At 74.1% G+C, this 16,795-nt stretch carries 10 protein-coding genes; 3 read left to right on the top strand and 7 right to left on the bottom strand.

Going from position 1 to position 16,795, the window contains the following annotated elements:
• Positions 1 to 127: 127 nt before the first annotated feature.
• Positions 128 to 2,308, bottom strand: a complete 2,181-nt coding sequence (locus ACIGEZ_RS12670; protein ID WP_399829522.1) for an ATP-dependent DNA helicase UvrD2 — start codon at positions 2,306 to 2,308, stop codon at positions 128 to 130.
• Positions 2,309 to 2,566: 258 nt separating this feature from the next.
• On the opposite strand from ACIGEZ_RS12670, the gene ACIGEZ_RS12665 reads away from it, so the two are divergent.
• Complete coding sequence (locus ACIGEZ_RS12665; RefSeq protein ID WP_399829519.1) at positions 2,567 to 2,824, top strand: mycoredoxin; 258 nt, start codon at positions 2,567 to 2,569, stop codon at positions 2,822 to 2,824.
• 62 nt (positions 2,825 to 2,886) lie between these two features.
• Positions 2,887 to 3,249: a DUF1304 domain-containing protein gene (locus tag ACIGEZ_RS12660; RefSeq protein WP_399829515.1), complete on the top strand. Its 363-nt coding sequence runs from the start codon at positions 2,887 to 2,889 to the stop codon at positions 3,247 to 3,249.
• Between the two features lie 91 nt (positions 3,250 to 3,340).
• Here ACIGEZ_RS12660 and nudC read toward each other — a convergent pair whose 3' ends face one another.
• From nudC to ACIGEZ_RS12630, 6 genes are all read right to left on the bottom strand, one after another.
• On the bottom strand, positions 3,341 to 4,288 hold the full coding sequence (gene nudC / locus ACIGEZ_RS12655) for an NAD(+) diphosphatase (protein WP_399829513.1): 948 nt from the start codon (positions 4,286 to 4,288) through the stop codon (positions 3,341 to 3,343).
• A 30-nt stretch (positions 4,289 to 4,318) separates the two neighbouring features.
• A complete protein-coding gene (locus ACIGEZ_RS12650; RefSeq protein ID WP_399829510.1) occupies positions 4,319 to 5,758 on the bottom strand; it encodes a dipeptidase in 1,440 nt (479 codons plus the stop codon).
• Positions 5,759 to 5,768: 10 nt separating this feature from the next.
• Positions 5,769 to 9,158, bottom strand: coding sequence for a UvrD-helicase domain-containing protein (locus ACIGEZ_RS12645; protein ID WP_399829507.1), 3,390 nt, complete (start codon positions 9,156 to 9,158; stop codon positions 5,769 to 5,771).
• 96 nt (positions 9,159 to 9,254) lie between these two features.
• Complete coding sequence (locus tag ACIGEZ_RS12640) at positions 9,255 to 10,073, bottom strand: hypothetical protein (RefSeq protein WP_399829505.1); 819 nt, start codon at positions 10,071 to 10,073, stop codon at positions 9,255 to 9,257.
• A 194-nt stretch (positions 10,074 to 10,267) separates the two neighbouring features.
• The gene (locus ACIGEZ_RS12635) at positions 10,268 to 13,555 is read right to left on the bottom strand and encodes an ATP-dependent helicase (RefSeq protein WP_399829503.1); all 3,288 of its coding nucleotides are present in this window, start codon (positions 13,553 to 13,555) and stop codon (positions 10,268 to 10,270) included.
• Between the two features lie 92 nt (positions 13,556 to 13,647).
• On the bottom strand, positions 13,648 to 13,986 hold the full coding sequence (locus tag ACIGEZ_RS12630; protein WP_399829500.1) for an MGMT family protein: 339 nt from the start codon (positions 13,984 to 13,986) through the stop codon (positions 13,648 to 13,650).
• Between the two features lie 150 nt (positions 13,987 to 14,136).
• Between ACIGEZ_RS12630 and ACIGEZ_RS12625 the strand changes: the two genes are divergently transcribed.
• Positions 14,137 to 16,773 carry a lysylphosphatidylglycerol synthase domain-containing protein gene (locus ACIGEZ_RS12625; RefSeq protein WP_399829498.1) on the top strand — a complete coding sequence of 879 codons (2,637 nt, stop codon included), beginning with the start codon at positions 14,137 to 14,139 and terminating at the stop codon, positions 16,771 to 16,773.
• The last annotated feature ends 22 nt before the right edge of the window (positions 16,774 to 16,795 follow it).

Here is a 16,795-nt window from a genome sequence, read left to right as displayed (position 1 = left end):
GGACCCTCATGTTCATTTGGACAAGTACAGCACGAAGACAGGGCTTCTTAGAAGCCGCTGTTTCCGTGGTTAAGAACCTATGGGGCTTGACGGGGCGGGCGCAAACTATTTTTTCGACGAGTTTTCCTCAGACCCCTTCGTGGCTTCCTCCACGGTCCTCACCTGCACAGATGGCGAGAACGTCGGTGCCGAAGCGGTCGAGCTTGCGGGCACCCACGCCGGAGATCGCCGCGAGCTCCCCGCCGGAGCCCGGCACCCGCTCCGCGATCGCCATGAGCGTCTTGTCGGTGAAGACGCAATAGGGCGGCTGGCCAAGCTCCCGGGCCTGCTCGGAGCGCCACTCGCGCAGCCGCTCGTACAGCGCCTCGTCCATGTCCGAGGGGCAGTCCTCGCAGCGCATCAGCTTCATCTCGCCCGCCTCGGTGAGCGTGGCGCCGCAGACCCGGCACAGCGCCGGCCCGCGCCGCTTGCGCCGTGGGGCACCGATGGCCCGCTCGATGCCCCCGCCCACGCCGCCCGCGGCGGACGGGCCGAGGGAGCCGGAGCCGGGCCGCAGGCCCTTGAGGAAGCGGCTGGGGCGCCGGGAGGGACGGCCGCCCGGGGAGCGGGACAGCGCCCAGGACAGCGACAGGTGGAGCCGGGCGCGGGTGACGCCGACGTAGAGCAGCCGGCGCTCCTCCTCGACCTGCTCGTCGGTCTTGGCGTACGTGATCGGCATCATGCCCTCGGTGAGGCCGACCAGGAAGACGGCGTCCCACTCCAGGCCCTTGGCGGCGTGCAGCGAGGCGAGCGTGACGCCCTGGACGGTGGGGGCGTGCTGGGCGGCGGCCCGCTCGTCGAGCTCGGCGACCAGGTCGGAGAGGGTGGCGCCGGTCCTGGCCCGGGCGAAGTCCTCGGCGAGCCGGACCAGGGCGGCCAGCGACTCCCAGCGGTCCCGGACGGCGCCGGAGCCGGCCGGCGGCCGGTCGGTCCAGCCCTTGGTGGAGAGCACGGCACGGACCTGGGCGGGCAGGTCCACGACGTCGTCGAGGAGCGAGTCGTTCCCCCCGGCGCGGGCGGCGCCGCGCAGGGCGATGCCCGCCTCGCGCACCTCCTGCCGCTCGAAGAAGCGCTCGGCGCCGCGCAGCTGGTAGGGCACACCGGCGTCGGCGAGGGCCTGCTCGTAGACCTCGGACTGGGCGTTGATCCGGTAGAGCACGGCGATCTCGCCGGCCGGGACGCCGGCGGCGATCAGGTCCCGGACGCGGCGGGCGGTGCCCTCGGCCTCGGCCGGCTCGTCCGCGTACTCCGCGTAGACCGGCTCGGCGCCCGGCTCGCGCTGGGAGATCAGCTCCAGGCGGTGCTCGGCGGCCCGGCCGCGGGCCTGGCTGAGCAGCCCGTTGGCCAGGTGCACGACCTGCGGGGTGGAGCGGTAGTCCCGGACCAGCTTGACCACCGTCGCGTTCGGGTGGCGGGTGCGGAAGTTCAGCAGGTGGTCGGGGGTGGCGCCGGTGAAGGAATAGATGGTCTGGCTCGCGTCGCCGACCACGCAGAGGCTGTCGCGGTCGCCGAGCCACAGGTCGAGCAGCCGCTGCTGGAGCGGCGAGACGTCCTGGTACTCGTCCACCACGAAGTGGTGGTACTGGCGGCGGATCTGGTCGGCGATGTCGTGCCGGTCCTGGAGGATGCCGACCGTGAGCAGCAGCACGTCCTCGAAGTCGATGACGTCGCGCTCGCGCTTGAGCTGCTCGTACATCGCGTAGATCTGACCGATCTCGTCCGGGTCGCGAGGGGCCTCGCGGACCGACTTGGCGACGGCGGCCGGGTAGTCGGCGGGGACGGTCTGGGTGACCTTGGCCCACTCGATCTCGCTCGTGACGTCCCGCAGCTCGTTCCGGTCGAGCCGGACCCGGCACCGCGCGCCCGCCTCGGCGACCAGCTGGACCTTCCGCTCCAGGAGCCGGGGCAGCTCGCCACCGACTGCTTTCGGCCAGAAGTACTGGAGCTGGCGGAGTGCGGCCGAGTGGAACGTACGGGCCTGGACGCCACCCGCGCCGAGCTCGCGGAGCCGGCCGCGCATCTCGCCCGCGGCGCGGTTGGTGAACGTGACGGCGAGCACGCTGGCGGGCGCGAGGATGCCCGCCCGCACGCCGTAGGCGATGCGGTGGGTGATGGCGCGCGTCTTGCCCGTACCGGCTCCGGCCAGCACGCACACCGGTCCGTGCAGGGCGAGGGCGACCTCGCGCTGCTCGGGGTCGAGCCCGTCGAGCACCGCGTCGGCCGACTCGGGGACCCGCGGGAAGAGAGTGGAGTGCGCTGCTGCTGTCACCCCGCCATGCTGCCAGGTCCGGTGGGGTGGATGCGGCGGTTGTCCACAGGCCCGTGACCCCTGTCATACGAATCCCCCCCGGGGTCATAACAGTCCCCGAGGTCACCCGGATCCCCGAGGTCATCCGGATCCCGGGGCCGGCTCCCGTGCCGTCGCGGATGTCTCGTCCCGCACGTCGTCCGCATTCGGGGAATGCCCGGACCCGGGCGTACGTTCTTCTCCTCGGCAACGACCCCCGACCAAGAGGAGCGCCTGGCCATGCAGGGCACTGTCACGATGTACAGCACGACGTGGTGCGGCTACTGCCGCCGGCTGAAGAGCCAGCTGGACCGCGAGGGCATCGCGTACACGGAGATCAACATCGAGCAGGACCCGGACTCGGCCGCGTTCGTCGAGCAGGCGAACGGCGGCAACCAGACCGTCCCGACCGTCCGGATCGTCCCGAACGCCGGCGGCGACGAGGTCGTCATGACCAACCCGAGCCTGGCCCAGGTCAAGCAGGCCCTGGCCGCCTGACGCCCGCGCGCTCCGAACCCCCGGTCGGCCCCCTGGCCGGCCGGGGGTTCATCATGGGGCCCATGTCGACCGCCGCCACCGTGGCCGTGCTGGCCATCGCCGCACTCCACGTCTACATCCTGGTCCTGGAGATGTTCCTGTGGACCGCCCCGCGGACCAGGGCCGCCTTCGGTACGAGCCCCGAGCTCGCCGCCGAGACGAAAGCGCTCGCCGCGAACCAGGGGCTCTACAACGGCTTCCTCGCCGCCGGCCTGGTCTGGGGCGCCGTGGCGTCCGAGCCCGTCGGGTTCCAGGCGAGGGTCTTCTTCCTCGTCTGCGTGGCCGTGGCCGGCGTGTACGGAGCCGCGACCGCGAGCCGCCGGATCCTCTTCGTCCAGACCGTCCCGGCGGTGATCGCCCTGGCCCTGGTCGTCGCCGCCCACTGAATCCGTCGGCCCCAGGTGGCCGAAAACAGACCGTCCCGGCGCCAGGCGCCGGGACGGTCTCTCATTCCGCTTGGCAGGACGTGTCCGGCGCTCAGACCACGTCGCCGGGCTTCGGCAGCGGCTTGCCGTACCAGAGCTCGATCAGCCGGGAGGCGATCGAGATCCCGTACGGCGGCAGGACCTCGCCCGACTCGAAGGCCGCGGCCAGGTCCTCGCGGGAGAACCAGCGGGCCTCCTGGATCTCCTCGCCGTCCACGGTGATCTCCGAGGAGGTCGCGCGGGCGAAGAAGCCCAGCATCAGGCTGGACGGGAACGGCCAGGGCTGGCTCGCGACGTACTCGACCTCGCCGACCGTGACGCCCGCCTCCTCGAAGACCTCGCGCACCACCGACTGCTCGATGGACTCGCCCGGCTCGACGAAGCCCGCGAGGGTGGAGAAGCGGCCCTCGGGCCAGTGCACCTGCCGGCCGAGCAGCGCGCGGTCCTGGTCGTCGGTGACCAGCATGATCACGGCCGGGTCGGTGCGCGGGTAGTGCTCGGCGCCGCACGCCTGGCAGCGGCGGACGTGCCCGGCCGCGGCGATCACGGTCCGCTCGCCGCAGCGCGAGCAGAAGCGGTGCAGCCGCTGCCAGTTCTCCAGGGCGACCGCGTGGACCATCAGGCCCGCGTCCCGCGGCGACAGCAGCAGCCCCGCCTCGCGCAGCCCGGCAGGCCGCGCGGACTGGTCCATGCGCCCGGGCAGGCTGTCCTTCTGGAGCGCGAAGTAGGAGACACCGTCGGCGTCCGCGCCCAGGAAGTAGCGGTGGGTCTCGGTGACCGGGGCCTCGAAGGCCGGGGTCATGACCAGCTCGGTCCGCCCGTCGGGGGTGTCGTCGATCAGCACCTGGCCGCCGGAGACCACGAACACGCGGGTCGTCGGGTGGCTCCAGGCGGCCGCGAGCCACGCCTCGTCCATGCGGTGGTGGGCGGCGCGGTCGATGCCGCTCGACGCGGTCAGCCCGATCGGACGGTCCGCGGCCTCGTAACTGAAGGTGCTCACAGGTCTTCCCACTCCCCCGGATCGGTGGATTCAGCGTTCGGCGACATGGAGGTCGCCGCGATGGTCGTCGAGGGCGGCGGGCAGGTCGCCCCACAGGTGCGCGGTGGTCTCGACGCCCTTCATGAGCAGGTCGAGCTCGACCTTCTCGTTCGGCGCGTGCCAGCCGTCGGACGGCACCGAGATGCCCAGGAACAGCACCGGCGCGCCCAGGACGTCCTGGAGGTCGGCCGCCGGACCCGAGCCGCCCTCGCGGGTGTAGCGGATCTTGGCGCCGTCGAAGGCGAGGCTCATCGCCCGGGCCACGGCCTTGAGGGCGGGGTGGTCGAGCGGGGTGAGGCAGGGCCGGGTCGGGGCGCCGAAGACGATCTCGTACCGGATGCCCGCCGGGACGAGGCCGGCCAGCCAGTCGCGTACGGCGGTCTCGATCCGGTCCGGGTCCTGGCCCGCGACGAGGCGGAAGGAGAGCTTCAGGTGGGCGGAGGCGGGGACGATCGTCTTGCCGCCGGGGCCCTGGTAGCCACCGCCGATGCCGTTGACCTCGGCCGTCGGGCGGGCCCAGACCCGCTCCAGGGTGGAGTAGCCGGCCTCGCCGAGGGTCCCGTGGGACTTGGCGGTGGTCAGCCAGGCGCTCTCGTCGAAGGGCAGCTCGGCGATGAGGGCCCGCTCGGCCTCGGAGAGCTCGGTGACCCCCTCGTAGAAACCGGGGATCGCGACCCGCTCGCCGGCGTCGTGCAGGGCGGCGACGATCCGGCCGGCGACGGTGGCCGGGTTGGGCACGGCGCCGCCGAAGGATCCGGAGTGGATGTCCTGCCCCGGCCCGTACAGGTCGATCTCGCAGTCGGCGACCCCGCGCATGCCGGTGCACACGGTCGGGGTGGTCTCGGACCACATGCCGGTGTCGGAGACGACCACGATGTCGGTCGCGAGCCGGTCGGCGTGCCGCTCCACGAGCGCGCGGAAGTACGGCGAGCCGGACTCCTCCTCGCCCTCGACGAGCAGCTTGAGGTTGACGGCGGGGGCGGTGCGGCCGGTGGCGGCGAGATGGGCGCGGACGCCGAGGGTGTGGAAGAAGACCTGGCCCTTGTCGTCGGCGGCGCCCCGCGCGTACATCCGGCCGTCGACGACCGTCGGCTCGAACGGGTCGGTGTGCCAGCCGTCCTCGCGGGCGGCGGGCTGCACGTCGTGGTGGCCGTAGACGAGGACGGTCGGCGCGTCCGGCACGCCGGACGGCCACTCGGCGAACACGGCCGGGGCGCCGTCGGTCTCCCACACCTCGACCGTGGGGAAGCCGGTCCTGACGAGCCGGTCCGCGAGCCACCCGGCGCTGCGCCGTACGTCGTCCGCGTGGTCCGGCTGCGCCGACACCGACGGGATGCGCAGCCACTCGGCGAGCTCGTCGAGGAAGGCGGCGCGGTGCTGTTCGATGTACGTGCGTACGGCGTGGACGGCGTTGTCCGGGGTCTCGCTCATGGCTCCGAGCCTATCCGGCGCCCGGGGGCTCCCCGTCCGGGGTCTCCCCGCCGAGCAGCAGGGCCTCGAGCTCGCGGCGGTCGGGCAGGCGGGCGGGGCGCACGACCTCCCCCGTCCGTACGTAGACGAAGGCGGCGGTCACCTCCTCGGGGTCGAGTCCGTGCTGCTCGGCCCAGGCCAGGCGGTAGATCGCGAGCTGGAGTGGATCGGCGGTGCGCAGATGGCTGGTCTTCCAGTCGACGATCTCGTACGCGCCGGTGTCCGGGTCCCGGTAGACGGCGTCGATACGGCCCCGCACCACCCGGCCCGCGAGGGAGAGGTGCACGGGGACCTCGACCCGGTACGGGGCGCGGCGGGCGTACGGCGTGCGGTCGAAGGCCTCCTTGAGCGCGTCCAGGTCCCGCTCGTCCCGGATCTCCGGCTCGCCCGCGAACTCCTCGCCGCCGGGCAGCTCCTCCGGGCCGAGCATCGGCAGCGGCAGTTCCTCGAACCGCGACTCCACCCAGGCGTGGAACCTCGTACCGCGCCGGGCGGCGGGCTGCGGCGGCTTCGGCATCGGCCGGGCCAGCTCCTTGGCGAAGCCCTCGGGGTCGGCGGCGAGCCGGATCACCTGGGAGGCGGACAGGTACGCGGGCAGGACGACGTCGCGGGTGGTGGCGCGGGAGCGGTGGAGCTCGGCGGTGAGGGCGGTGAGGTCGCGGTCCCAGGAGGCGATGGTCCTGGCGTCTTCCTGGGACAGGAGCTCGGCTTCGGTGCGGGGGGCGGGGACGTCCGGGTGCGGCGGCTCCGCCGCCAGGTCCTCCCCGAGCCAGAGGTCCTCGGGATCGGGGTCCTGGGGGTCGGGGTCCTGGGGGACGGGCGCCGTGCCGGCGGGGTCGTGCCCACCCTCGGGGGCGCCCGCTCCGGCCTGCGGGACGATGGCCCACAACCTGGTCGCGACCGCCTCCGCCGCTTCCCTGCGCCTGGCCAGGCTCTCCTTGTCCAGGGGCAGCGGCCACGCCTGGTCCTGTGTCTCGCGGGCCAGGACCGGGTTCTCCGCGCCCTCCTCCGGCGCCTCCTCCCACGCCTCGATCTCGCCGTTCCCGGCCGCGCAGTGGTCGTACAGGGCCCGGAGGAAGTCCGAGGGGCCGCGGGGCTTCTTCTGGGCCGGGCCCCACCAGTGGGCGGAGCCGATGAGGAGGGAGCGGGGACGGGTGAAGGTGACGTAGCCGAGGCGGAGTTCCTCCGTGTGCTGGTGCTCGCGCATGCCGTTCTTGAACGACGTGAGCGACTTGGCGTCCCAGCCGTCGATGTGCGGCAGCGTGGCCGCGTCGCCGCGCAGCGCGTGCGGCAGGACCTGCGGCTGAGAGGTCCAGGACTCGCGCGCGCGGGCGGACGGGAACTGGCCGGTGACCAGGCCGGGCACCGCGACCACGTCCCACTCCAGGCCCTTGGACTTGTGCGCGGTCATCACCTTGACCGTGTTCTCGCCGCCCGGCAGGGCGTTGTCGAGGCCCTTCTCGTACTGCGCGGCCGTGCGCAGGAAGCCGAGGAAGGCGAGGAGGGTGGCCTCGCCGTCGAGGGAGGCGAAGCCGGCGGCGGTGTCGAGGAAGCCCGCGAGGGTCTCGCGGCGGCGGGCGGCCAGGGCGTGCGGGGAGGCCGACAGTTCGACCTCGAGGCCGGTGGCGGCGAGGACCCGGTGCAGCACGTCCATGAGGGGGTCGGCGAGCGAGGTGCGCAGGGCGCGCAGCTCGGCGGCGAGGCGGGCGAAGCGGACCCGGGCCTCGGGCGAGAACGGCAGGCCGTCGTCCTCGCCGCCGTCCAGGAAGGTGTCGAGCGCGTCGGCGAGGGAGATCACCTCGGCCGGATCGACGCCCTCGACGGCGGCGGCGAGCCGCTGGTCGGGGTCGGCGGACCCGTCGCCGGGCCAGTGCACGAGCAGCCGGGCGCGGCGGCCGAGGAGGGCCAGGTCGCGGGGGCCGATCCGCCAGCGGGGGCCGATGAGGAGCCGTACGAGGGAGGCGTTGGCGCCCGGGTCCTGGAGGACCTCGCAGACGGCGACCAGGTCGGCGATCTCCGGCAGGTGGAGCAGCCCGGACAGGCCGACGACCTCGACGGGGATGTCCCGGGCGACGAGGGCGCCCTGGATCGCGGGGAAGTCCGTGGCCGTGCGGCACAGGACGGCGATCTCGCCGGGCGCGGTGCCGGTGCGGACCAGGTGGGCGAGGGAGTCGGCGAGCCAGTCGATCTCCTCGGCATGGGTGGGGAGGAGGGCGATGCGTACGCCGCCGTCGCGTTCGGCGCCGGGCGCGGGGCGCAGGGCCTCGACGCCCGCGTGCATGGCACGCAGGGGCGCGGCGAGGCCGTTGGCGAGGTCAAGGAGGCGGCCGCCGCTGCGGCGGTTCTCGGAGAGGGCGTGGCGGGTGGCGGGGGTGCCGTCCGCGTACGGGAAGTGCTCGGGGAAGTCGTCGAGGTTGGCGACGGAGGCGCCGCGCCAGCCGTAGATGGCCTGGCAGGGGTCGCCGACGGCGGTCACGGCGTGTCCGGTGCCCTGCCCGAAGAGACCGGCGAGCAGCAGGCGCTGGGCGACGGAGGTGTCCTGGTACTCGTCGAGGAGGACGACCCGGAACTCGTCCCGCAGCAGCGCACCGACCTCGGGGCGGGTGGTGGCGAGTTCGGCGGACAGCGCGATCTGGTCGCCGAAGTCGAGGAGGTCGCGGGAACGTTTGGCGGCCCGGTAGCGGACGACGAGGTCGAGGAGTTCGCGGCGGGCTTCGGCGGCCTCGGGGAGTTTGCGCAGGTCGGCGTTGGTGAGCTTGGCGCCGGCGAGGGTGCCGAGGAGCTCGGAGTCGTACGCGAGGAGGCGCTCGGGCCGTACGAGGTGTTCGGCGAGCTCGGCGTCGAGGGCGAGGAGGTCGGCGACGAGGGTGGGGAAGGAGCGGGTGAGCGCGGGGTACGGGCCGGGGGCCTCGCGCAGCACGCGGGCGGCGAGCTGGTAGCGGGTGGCGTCGGCGAGCAGCCGTGAGGTGGGCTCCAGGCCGATGCGCAGGCCGTGGTCGGTGAGGAGCTGGCCGGCGAAGGCGTGGTACGTGGAGATGCGGGGCTCGCCGGGCGGGTTCTCGGGGTCGATGACGTCGGGGTCGGTGACGCCGGCGCGGACGAGGGCGGTGCGGACGCGCTCGGCGAGCTCGCCGGCGGCCTTGTTGGTGAAGGTGAGGCCGAGGACCTGCTCGGGGGCGACCTGGCCCGTGCCGACCAGCCAGACCACCCGGGCGGCCATCACCGTCGTCTTGCCGGAACCGGCTCCGGCCACGATGACCTGCGGGGCGGGCGGCGCGATGATGCAGGCCGTCTGCTCCGGGGTGAACGGGATGCCGAGCAGCTCCTTGAGCTGCTCGGGGTCGGTGATGCGTGCGGTCACCCGAAAGAGGCTAACGGGGACGACGGACAGTCCAGCCCGTCAGACCGTCAGATCGGCTCCGCCCGCCGGGCGTGGCCGTCACGCGGTGCCTGGCCGTCAGGCGGGGACGCCCTGGTCCAGCTTGGAGATGTCGACCGTCTCGTCGGCCGGCGGGACGACCACCTTCACGGGCTTGTCGTAGTCGGAGAGGACGATGCTGCCCGGCTCCTCCCCTCCCTTCTTGACGATCTTGAGGATGTACGGCTTGCCCTGCTCGGAGACGGACACCGTGGTGGTCTCCCCGCCGGGCTTTCGCTTCACCAGGGTCGCCACGGGCGTGCCGTCGACCTCGCCGTCGCGCCCGCGGGTCAGCCCGCTGCGGTCGGCCTCGTCCTTGTCGAGGTCGGCGAGGAGCGCCTTCAGGTCGCAGACGCCGCTGAGCTCGCCGGTGCCGGCCTGCCCCGGGGGGATCTTGAGCCAGCGGCCCTTGATGAGCTCGATGGTGGCGTCGATCTGCGGCTCGGGCATCCCCTGGGAGGTCATCGAGGTCCGCCAGAAGCCCTCGTCGCCCTTCATGTACGTGACCTTGCCGGTCTGGCGGAGCTCGGCGGTGCCGCCGCCGATCTTCATGACGCCGGTGCACTCGTTGTGGTCGTTGACGGAGAAGTCGACGTCGAGCTGCTCACCGCCGGAGACGACGCGGCCGGCCATCCGTACCGAGGTCGCGGACTGGGTGGCGGCGACGGCCTTGTCGCCGATCTGGTCGGCGGTCAGGCTCTCGAACGGGTCGGGCGACGGGCTCGGGGCGGCGGCCCGTACGACCGCGGGTGGGGACGGGGCCTGGGCCTGGGCCTGGGCGAGGGCGGCGGGGGCGGCGCCGGCGAGCACGGCGGTGCAGACGACGGTGGCGGCGCGGAGTGTGGTGTGGGACGCCATGCGAGCCTCCTCGCGGATCCCCCGGTCTTCCAGGGTGCCGGAGCGGGCCGGGGCCCGCGACTTCTCGCCCCCGCGTGGCGGGCCGGCGCCCGTGACTTCCCGCCCCCGCGTGGCGGGCCGGGGCCCGTGACTTCCCGCCCCCGCGTGGCGGGCCGGCGCCCGCGACTTCCCGCCCCCGCGTGGCGGGCCGGGTCTCACTCCACGACGTGGCGGCCCTCCGGCCGGGCGCTGCAGGCCGCGCGGAAGGTGCAGGTCGTGCAGTGCTGGCCGGTGGTCGGGGTGAAGCGCTCGTCGAGGACCCGGCCGGCGGCGGTGGCCAGGAGGTCGCCGACCCACTCGCCCGCGAGGGGTTCCTGGCCCTGGACCTTCGGCAGGGCGTCGCCGCCCTCCTTCTTGGGGGCGGCCTGACGGAGCTGGACGAGTTCGGCGCCGCCCGGCTCGGGGGTGCGGCCGCCGAAGACCTCGTCGACGGCGCCCTCGCGGACGGCGAGCTGGTAGACGGCGAGCTGCGGGTGGCGGGCGACCTCGTCCTTCGTGGGGGCGGACTTGCCGGTCTTGAAGTCGACGACGTAGGCGCGGCCCTGCTCGTCGGCCTCGACGCGGTCCATGGAGCCGCGGATGCGGACCTCGTACGCGCCCGCCGCGAGCGTCACGTCGAAGTCGTGCTCGGTGGCGGCGGGGGTGCGGCCGGCACGGTCCATGACGTGCCAGCGCAGGAAGCGCTCCAGGGCGACGCGCGCGTTCTCCTTCTCCTGCGCGGACTTCCACGGCGCGTCGAAGGCGAGCCCGTCCCACACGGAGTCGAGGCGGGCCATGAGGACGTCGAGGTCGGCGGGCGTACGGCCGGAGGCGACCTCGTCGGCGAGGACGTGGACGACGTTGCCGAAGCCCTGGGCGGCGGTGGCGGGGGTGTCCGCCTTGACCTCGCGGCCCAGGAACCACTGGAGGGCGCAGGTGTTGGCGAGCTGGTCGAGGGCGGAGCCGGAGAGGGCGACGGGGCGGTCCCGGTCGCGCAGCGGGACCGTGCTGCGGGTCGGTTCGGCCAGGCCCCACCAGCGGTCCGGGTGGGCGGCCGGGACGAGAGGGGTGCCCTCGTCGTCCGCGAGGGCGGCGAGCCGGGCGAGCCGTTCGGCGGCGGCGGCGCGCAGCTCGGGCGTGGCGTCGGGGTCGACGGTGGTGGCGCGCAGCTCGGCGACGAGGGCGGCGACGGCGAGCGGGCGGCGCGGGCGGCCGGCCACCTCCGTGGGCTCGGTGCCGAGCTCGGTGAGGCAGCGGGAGGGCTGGTCGCCGTCCTCGGCGGGGGCCTTCACCGCGGTGACGACGAGCCGGTCGCGGGCGCGGGTGGCGGCGACGTAGAAGAGGCGGCGCTCCTCGGCGAGGAGGGCGCCGGGGGTGAGCGGCTCGGCGAGGCCGTCGCGGCCGATGCGGTCGGCTTCCAGGAGGGAGCCGCGGCGGCGCAGGTCGGGCCAGAGGCCTTCCTGGACGCCGGCGACGACGACCAGGCCCCATTCGAGGCCCTTGGAGCGGTGGGCGGTCATGAGGCGGACGGCGTCGGGGCGGGTGTGGCGGCGGGTGAGGGTGTCGGCGGCGATGTCCTGGGCGTCGAGCTCTTCGAGGAAGTTGAGCGCGCCGCGGCCGCCGACCCGGTCCTCGGCGCGGGCGGCCGTCTCGAACAGGGCGCACACGGCGTCGAGGTCGCGGTCGGCGTTGCGGCCGCCCGGGCCGCCGCGCAGGGAGGCGCGTTCGAGCCGCGCGGGCCAGGGAGTGCCGTCCCACAGGAGCCAGAGCGCCTCCTCCGCGGTCCCGCCCGCGGCGAGCCTGGCCCGCGCGGCCTGCAGCAGCTGCCCGAGCCGCCGGGCACCGCGGGCGTACGACTGGTCGTGCGCGACCAACCGCTCCGGCTCCGCGAGCGCCCGCGCGAGCAGCACGTCGGACGGCGCCGGCACACTGTTGCCGCCGGCCCGCTCCTCGTCCCGCAGGGCCCGCCCGAGCCGTCGCAGATCGGCCGGATCCATCCCGGCGAGCGGCGACGCGAGCAGCGCGACAGCGGTCTCGGCGTCGAGCCATCCGGCGCCGCCACCGGCCGTGCCTGCGGCGCTCCCGTCCACCGGGCCCGCATCCCCGTCGGCGTCGTCGCCGCCCGCGCCCGGCGTCGCCGCCGCCCGCAGCGCCAGCAGCAGGGGGGCCACCGCCGGCTCATGCCGTAGCGGTGTGTCGGCCGCGTCCGTCTCCACCGGGACGCCGGCCGAGGTGAGGGCGCGGCGGAGGGCGGGAAGGGAGGCGGAGGCGCGGGTGAGGACGGCCATGTCGTGCCAGGGGACGCCGTCCTCCAGGTGGGCGCGGCGCAGGAGGTCGGCGATGTTGTCGGTCTCGGTGGAGGCGGTGGGGTAGGTGTAGACCTCCGCCCGGCCCCCGTCCCGTACCGGCGCGAGGGCGCGGTGGGCCCTGACCTTGTCGGCGGGCAGGCGGGGCAGGGGCATGCGCTGGGTGAGCAGGCGGGTGGCGGCGAGCAGGGCGGCGCCGGAACGGCGGGAGGTGCCGAGGACCCGGACCTGGGCGCCGAAGGCGGCGGGGAAGTCGAGGATGCCGTTCACGTCGGCGCCGCGGAAGGTGTAGATCGACTGGTCGGGGTCGCCGAAGGCGAGCACCGTCGGGGCGGTGAGTCCGCGCAGCAGCCGGACCTGCGCCGGGTCGGTGTCCTGGTACTCGTCGACGAGGATCGCGTCGTACGCGGGGAGTGTGCCGGGCGCGGCGGACTCGGTGAGCAGGACGGCCCGGTGGACGAGCTCGGTGTAGTCGAGGACGCCCTGGAGGTCCATGACGTCCAGGTACTCGGCGAGGAAGCCGGCCGCCGCCCGCCAGTCGGGTCGGCCGACCCGGCGGGCGAAGGCGTCCAGGGCGCCCGGTCCGAGACCCAGCTCGCGGGAGCGGGCGAGGACCGCGCGGACCTCGTCGGCGAAGCCGCGGGTGGTGAGGCAGGCGCGCAGTTCGTCGGGCCAGCGGACGTGCCCGAGGCCCGCCTTCTCCAGGTCGATCTGGCCGGCCAGCAGCTCCCGTACGGCCAGGTCCTGCTCCGGGCCGGACAGCAGCCGCAGCGGTTCGGCGAAGAGTTCGGCGTCCTGGTGGGCGCGGATGAGGGCGTAGCAGTACGAGTGGAAGGTCGTCGCCTGCGGGGGCCGCCGCCCGCTGAGCCGGGCCGCCATCCGGTCGCGCAGTTCCACGGCGGCCTTGCGGCTGAAGGTGAGGACCAGGATCCGCTCGGGGTCCGCGCCCTGCTCCATGCGGGCCGCGACCGCCTCGACCAGCGTCGTCGTCTTCCCGGTGCCGGGTCCGGCGAGGACCAGGAGTGGTCCTCCCGTGTGGTCAACCACCGCGCGCTGCGCTGCGTCCAGCACAGGGGGCCGCACCGGCGCCGGCACGGTCCGGACCAGCCGGTACGCGCCGGGGCCCCGGGTGTGCCGAAGGGTGGAGGAGGAAGTCACGTGGGTCGCCGGTCCTGCTGGTGGGTGTACGGGTGAAAGACGCGAGCTTCGACGTTACGCGATGCCGTCGGCGTCCCCCGCCCTGCGCGCCGTCACGCCTGGGGGTCCGGTGGCGCACCGTCCCAGCGGGCCCGGCGCATGTCGAGGCGGATCGCGGCGCCGCCGTGGGCCTCCCGCAGCGGGGTGCCCTCCGCGCGGTAGTGACCGAGGGCGCGTCGCTCGTGTCCGGGCAGCAGCGCGCCGTCCGCCCGCACCACGCGCCACCAGGGCACGGTCCCGCCGTACAGCGCCATGACCCGGCCGACCTGACGCGGTCCGCCCTCGCCCAGCCATTCGGCGATGTCGCCATAGGTCATCACCCGGCCGGGCGGGATCTCCTCAGCGACCTGAAGGACCCGTTCCGCATACTCCGGCAGCTCCGCGCTCTCCATTCGACTCATCCTGCCTCACCCCACCGACAACCCCCTGATGCCTCCGTTCGGCCCCGCTTCGTGCCACCATCGTGCGGGCGGTGACTGGTGATACGAGATCAAGAACAACGCACAGCGACAACGACGCGGCACGCAGAGACGGACAGGGTGATGGGGAAGGGGCACGACATCCAGCCTCCTGGGGAGGTGCAGCCCAACCTGCCCGAGCGGGTCTCCGGCGACGAGCCGCTGCTCGCCGCCCGGGTCCACCGGCCGTCGGACCTGATGCGGCTGCTCATCGGCGTCCTCGCCATCGCCGTCGTCCTCGCCATCGCCGCCTTCGCCCACGGCACGACCTCCGGCCTCGAACAGGACATCAACAAGGGCGCCGGCGGCGCCCCCGACGTCTTCGTCAAGATCGCCGGCCTGGTCTCGTCCATCGCCGTCCTGCTCGTGCCGGTGGCCTTCGCCATCGAACGGCTGGTCAAACGGGACGGGCTGCGGATCGCCGACGGCGTGCTCGCCGCCGTCCTCGCGCACGGGGTCACCCTCGCCACCGACCTGTGGGTGGCCAAGGCGGCGCCCGGCACCATCCAGGACGCGCTGACGCAGCCGCAGTCGGGGGGCGGGCTCACCGACCCCGTACACAACTACCTGGCGCCGGTCATCGCGTACATGACCGCCGTCGGCATGGCCCGAAGACCGCGCTGGCGGGTGGTGCTGTGGGTGGTGCTGCTGCTCGACGCGTTCACCATGCTGGTCGCCGGGTACACCACCGCCTTCTCGATCATCCTGACCGTGCTGATCGGCTGGACCGTCGCGTACGGGACGCTGTACGCGGTCGGCTCGCCCAATGTCCGGCCCACCGGGCAGACCCTCCTCGCCGGCCTGCGCAGGGTCGGCTTCAAGCCCGTCACGGCGCTGCGCTCCGAAGGCGTGCCGGACTCCGCGGACAGCGGCGACCGCGGCCGGCGCTACATCGTGACCCTGGAGGAGGGGCCGCCGCTCGACGTCACGGTCGTCGACCGCGAGCAGCAGGCGCACGGCTTCTTCTACCGGGCCTGGCGGCGCATCACCCTGCGCACCATCACCACCCGCCGCTCCATCGTCTCGCTGCGCCAGGCCCTCGAGCAGGAGGCGCTCCTCGCGTACGCGGCCATCGCGGCCGGCGCGAACGCCCCCAAGCTGATCGCCACCTCCGAGCTCGGCCCCGACGCCGTCATGCTCGTGTACGAGCACCTGGGCGGCCGGACGCTGGACTCGCTCGACGACGAGGAGATCACCGACGACCTGGTGCGCAGCGCCTGGCGCCAGGTGAAGGCGCTCCAGTCGCGCCGGATCGCGCACCGGAGGCTCGCCGGGGACGCGATTCTGGTGGATCGTTCCGGCAAGGTGATCCTCACGGATCTGCGCGGCGGCGAGATCGCCGCGGGCGATCTGGTCCTGCGCATGGACATCGCCCAGCTGCTCACCACGCTCGGTCTGCGGGTCGGCGCCGAGCGGGCCGTCGCCGCGGCCGTCGAGGTCCTCGGCCCGGACGCCATCGCCGACTGTCTGCCGCTGCTCCAGCCGATCGCGCTCAGCCGCTCGACCCGGGCGGAGCTGCGGCGGCGGGCCCGCGAGCGATCGGCGCGGGAACGCGAGGCCGTCCTCGCCGCGTCCGAGGCCGCCAAGCAGGCCCGGGCCGAGGCGCGCGCCGAGGCCAACCTCACGGCCGACCGCAAGGTCGCCCGGGCGGAGAAGCAGGCCGACAAGAAGGCCGAGAAGCGCGCGCTCGACGAGGCCCTGGACGAGGCCCGCGAAGAGGACCTGCTCGCACAGATCCGCCAGCAGGTGCTGCTGATCCGGCCGCAGGCGCCGGTGGAGCCGGTCCGCCTGGAGCGGATCAAGCCGCGGACGCTCGTCAGCCTGATCGCCGGCGCCGTCGCCGCGTACTTCCTGCTCTCGCAGATCGCCCGTACGCCCCTGTCGACGGTCAGCGAGGCGGACTGGAAGTGGGTCGCGGCCGCCGTGCTCTTCTCCGCGGTCAGCTACGTCGCGGCGGCGATGAGCCTGCTCGGCTTCGTGCCCGAGCGGGTCGGCTTCTGGCGGACCGTGGTGGCGCAGGTCGCCGGGTCCTTCGTGAAGATCGTCGCCCCGGCGGCGGTCGGCGGCGTCGCGCTCAACACCCGCTTCCTGCAGCGCGCGGGCGTACGACCCGGGCTCGCGGTCGCCAGCGTCGGCGCCTCGCAGCTCTTCGGGCTCGGGGCGCACATCCTGCTGCTGCTCGCCTTCGGCTATCTGACCGGTACGGAGAAGTCGCAGTCGTTCACGCCGTCGAGGACGGTGATCGCGGGGCTCCTGACGGTCGCGGTGCTCGTGCTCGTCGTGACCGCCATCCCCTTCATGCGCAAGTTCGTGTCGACGCGACTGCGGTCGCTGTTCGCGGGCGTGGTGCCGCGCATGCTGGACGTGCTCCAGCGGCCCATGAAACTGATCACCGGCATCGGCGGCATGCTGCTGCTCACCGGTGCGTTCGTGCTCTGCCTCGACGCGTCGGTCCGCGCCTTCGGGCACGGCGACACCACGCTCAGCTACGCCAGCGTGGCGGTCGTCTTCCTCGCCGGAAACGCGCTCGGCTCGGCCGCCCCGACCCCCGGCGGCGTCGGCGCGGTCGAGGGCGCGCTCACCTTCGGCCTGGTCGCGGTCGGCCTCCCTCTGGAGGTCGCCACACCGGCGGTCCTGCTGTACCGCATCCTGACGCTGTGGCTGCCGGTGCTGCCGGGGTGGATCTGCTTCAACTGGCTGACGAAGCGGGAGGCGCTGTAGGGGGGGCGGCGCGCCACCCGCA

It is taken from the genome of Streptomyces sp. NPDC085481, from assembly GCF_044541845.1.
In the GTDB taxonomy this organism is placed as follows: Bacteria; Actinomycetota; Actinomycetes; order Streptomycetales; family Streptomycetaceae; genus Streptomyces.
Note: the sequence above shows the minus strand (reverse complement) of the source record. Positions and strands in the feature narration are given on the sequence as shown.

What these genes read in the sequence shown, in the direction of transcription:
- ACIGEZ_RS12665 (WP_399829519.1), top strand. Translation starts at nt 2,567, where the DNA reads ATGCAGGGCACTGTCACGATGTACAGCACGACGTGGTGCGGCTACTGC.
- ACIGEZ_RS12660 (WP_399829515.1), top strand. Translation starts at nt 2,887, where the DNA reads ATGTCGACCGCCGCCACCGTGGCCGTGCTGGCCATCGCCGCACTCCAC.
- ACIGEZ_RS12650 (WP_399829510.1), bottom strand. Translation starts at nt 5,758, where the DNA reads ATGAGCGAGACCCCGGACAACGCCGTCCACGCCGTACGCACGTACATC.
- ACIGEZ_RS12640 (WP_399829505.1), bottom strand. Translation starts at nt 10,073, where the DNA reads ATGGCGTCCCACACCACACTCCGCGCCGCCACCGTCGTCTGCACCGCC.
- ACIGEZ_RS12630 (WP_399829500.1), bottom strand. Translation starts at nt 13,986, where the DNA reads ATGGAGAGCGCGGAGCTGCCGGAGTATGCGGAACGGGTCCTTCAGGTC.
- ACIGEZ_RS12625 (WP_399829498.1), top strand. Translation starts at nt 14,137, where the DNA reads ATGGGGAAGGGGCACGACATCCAGCCTCCTGGGGAGGTGCAGCCCAAC.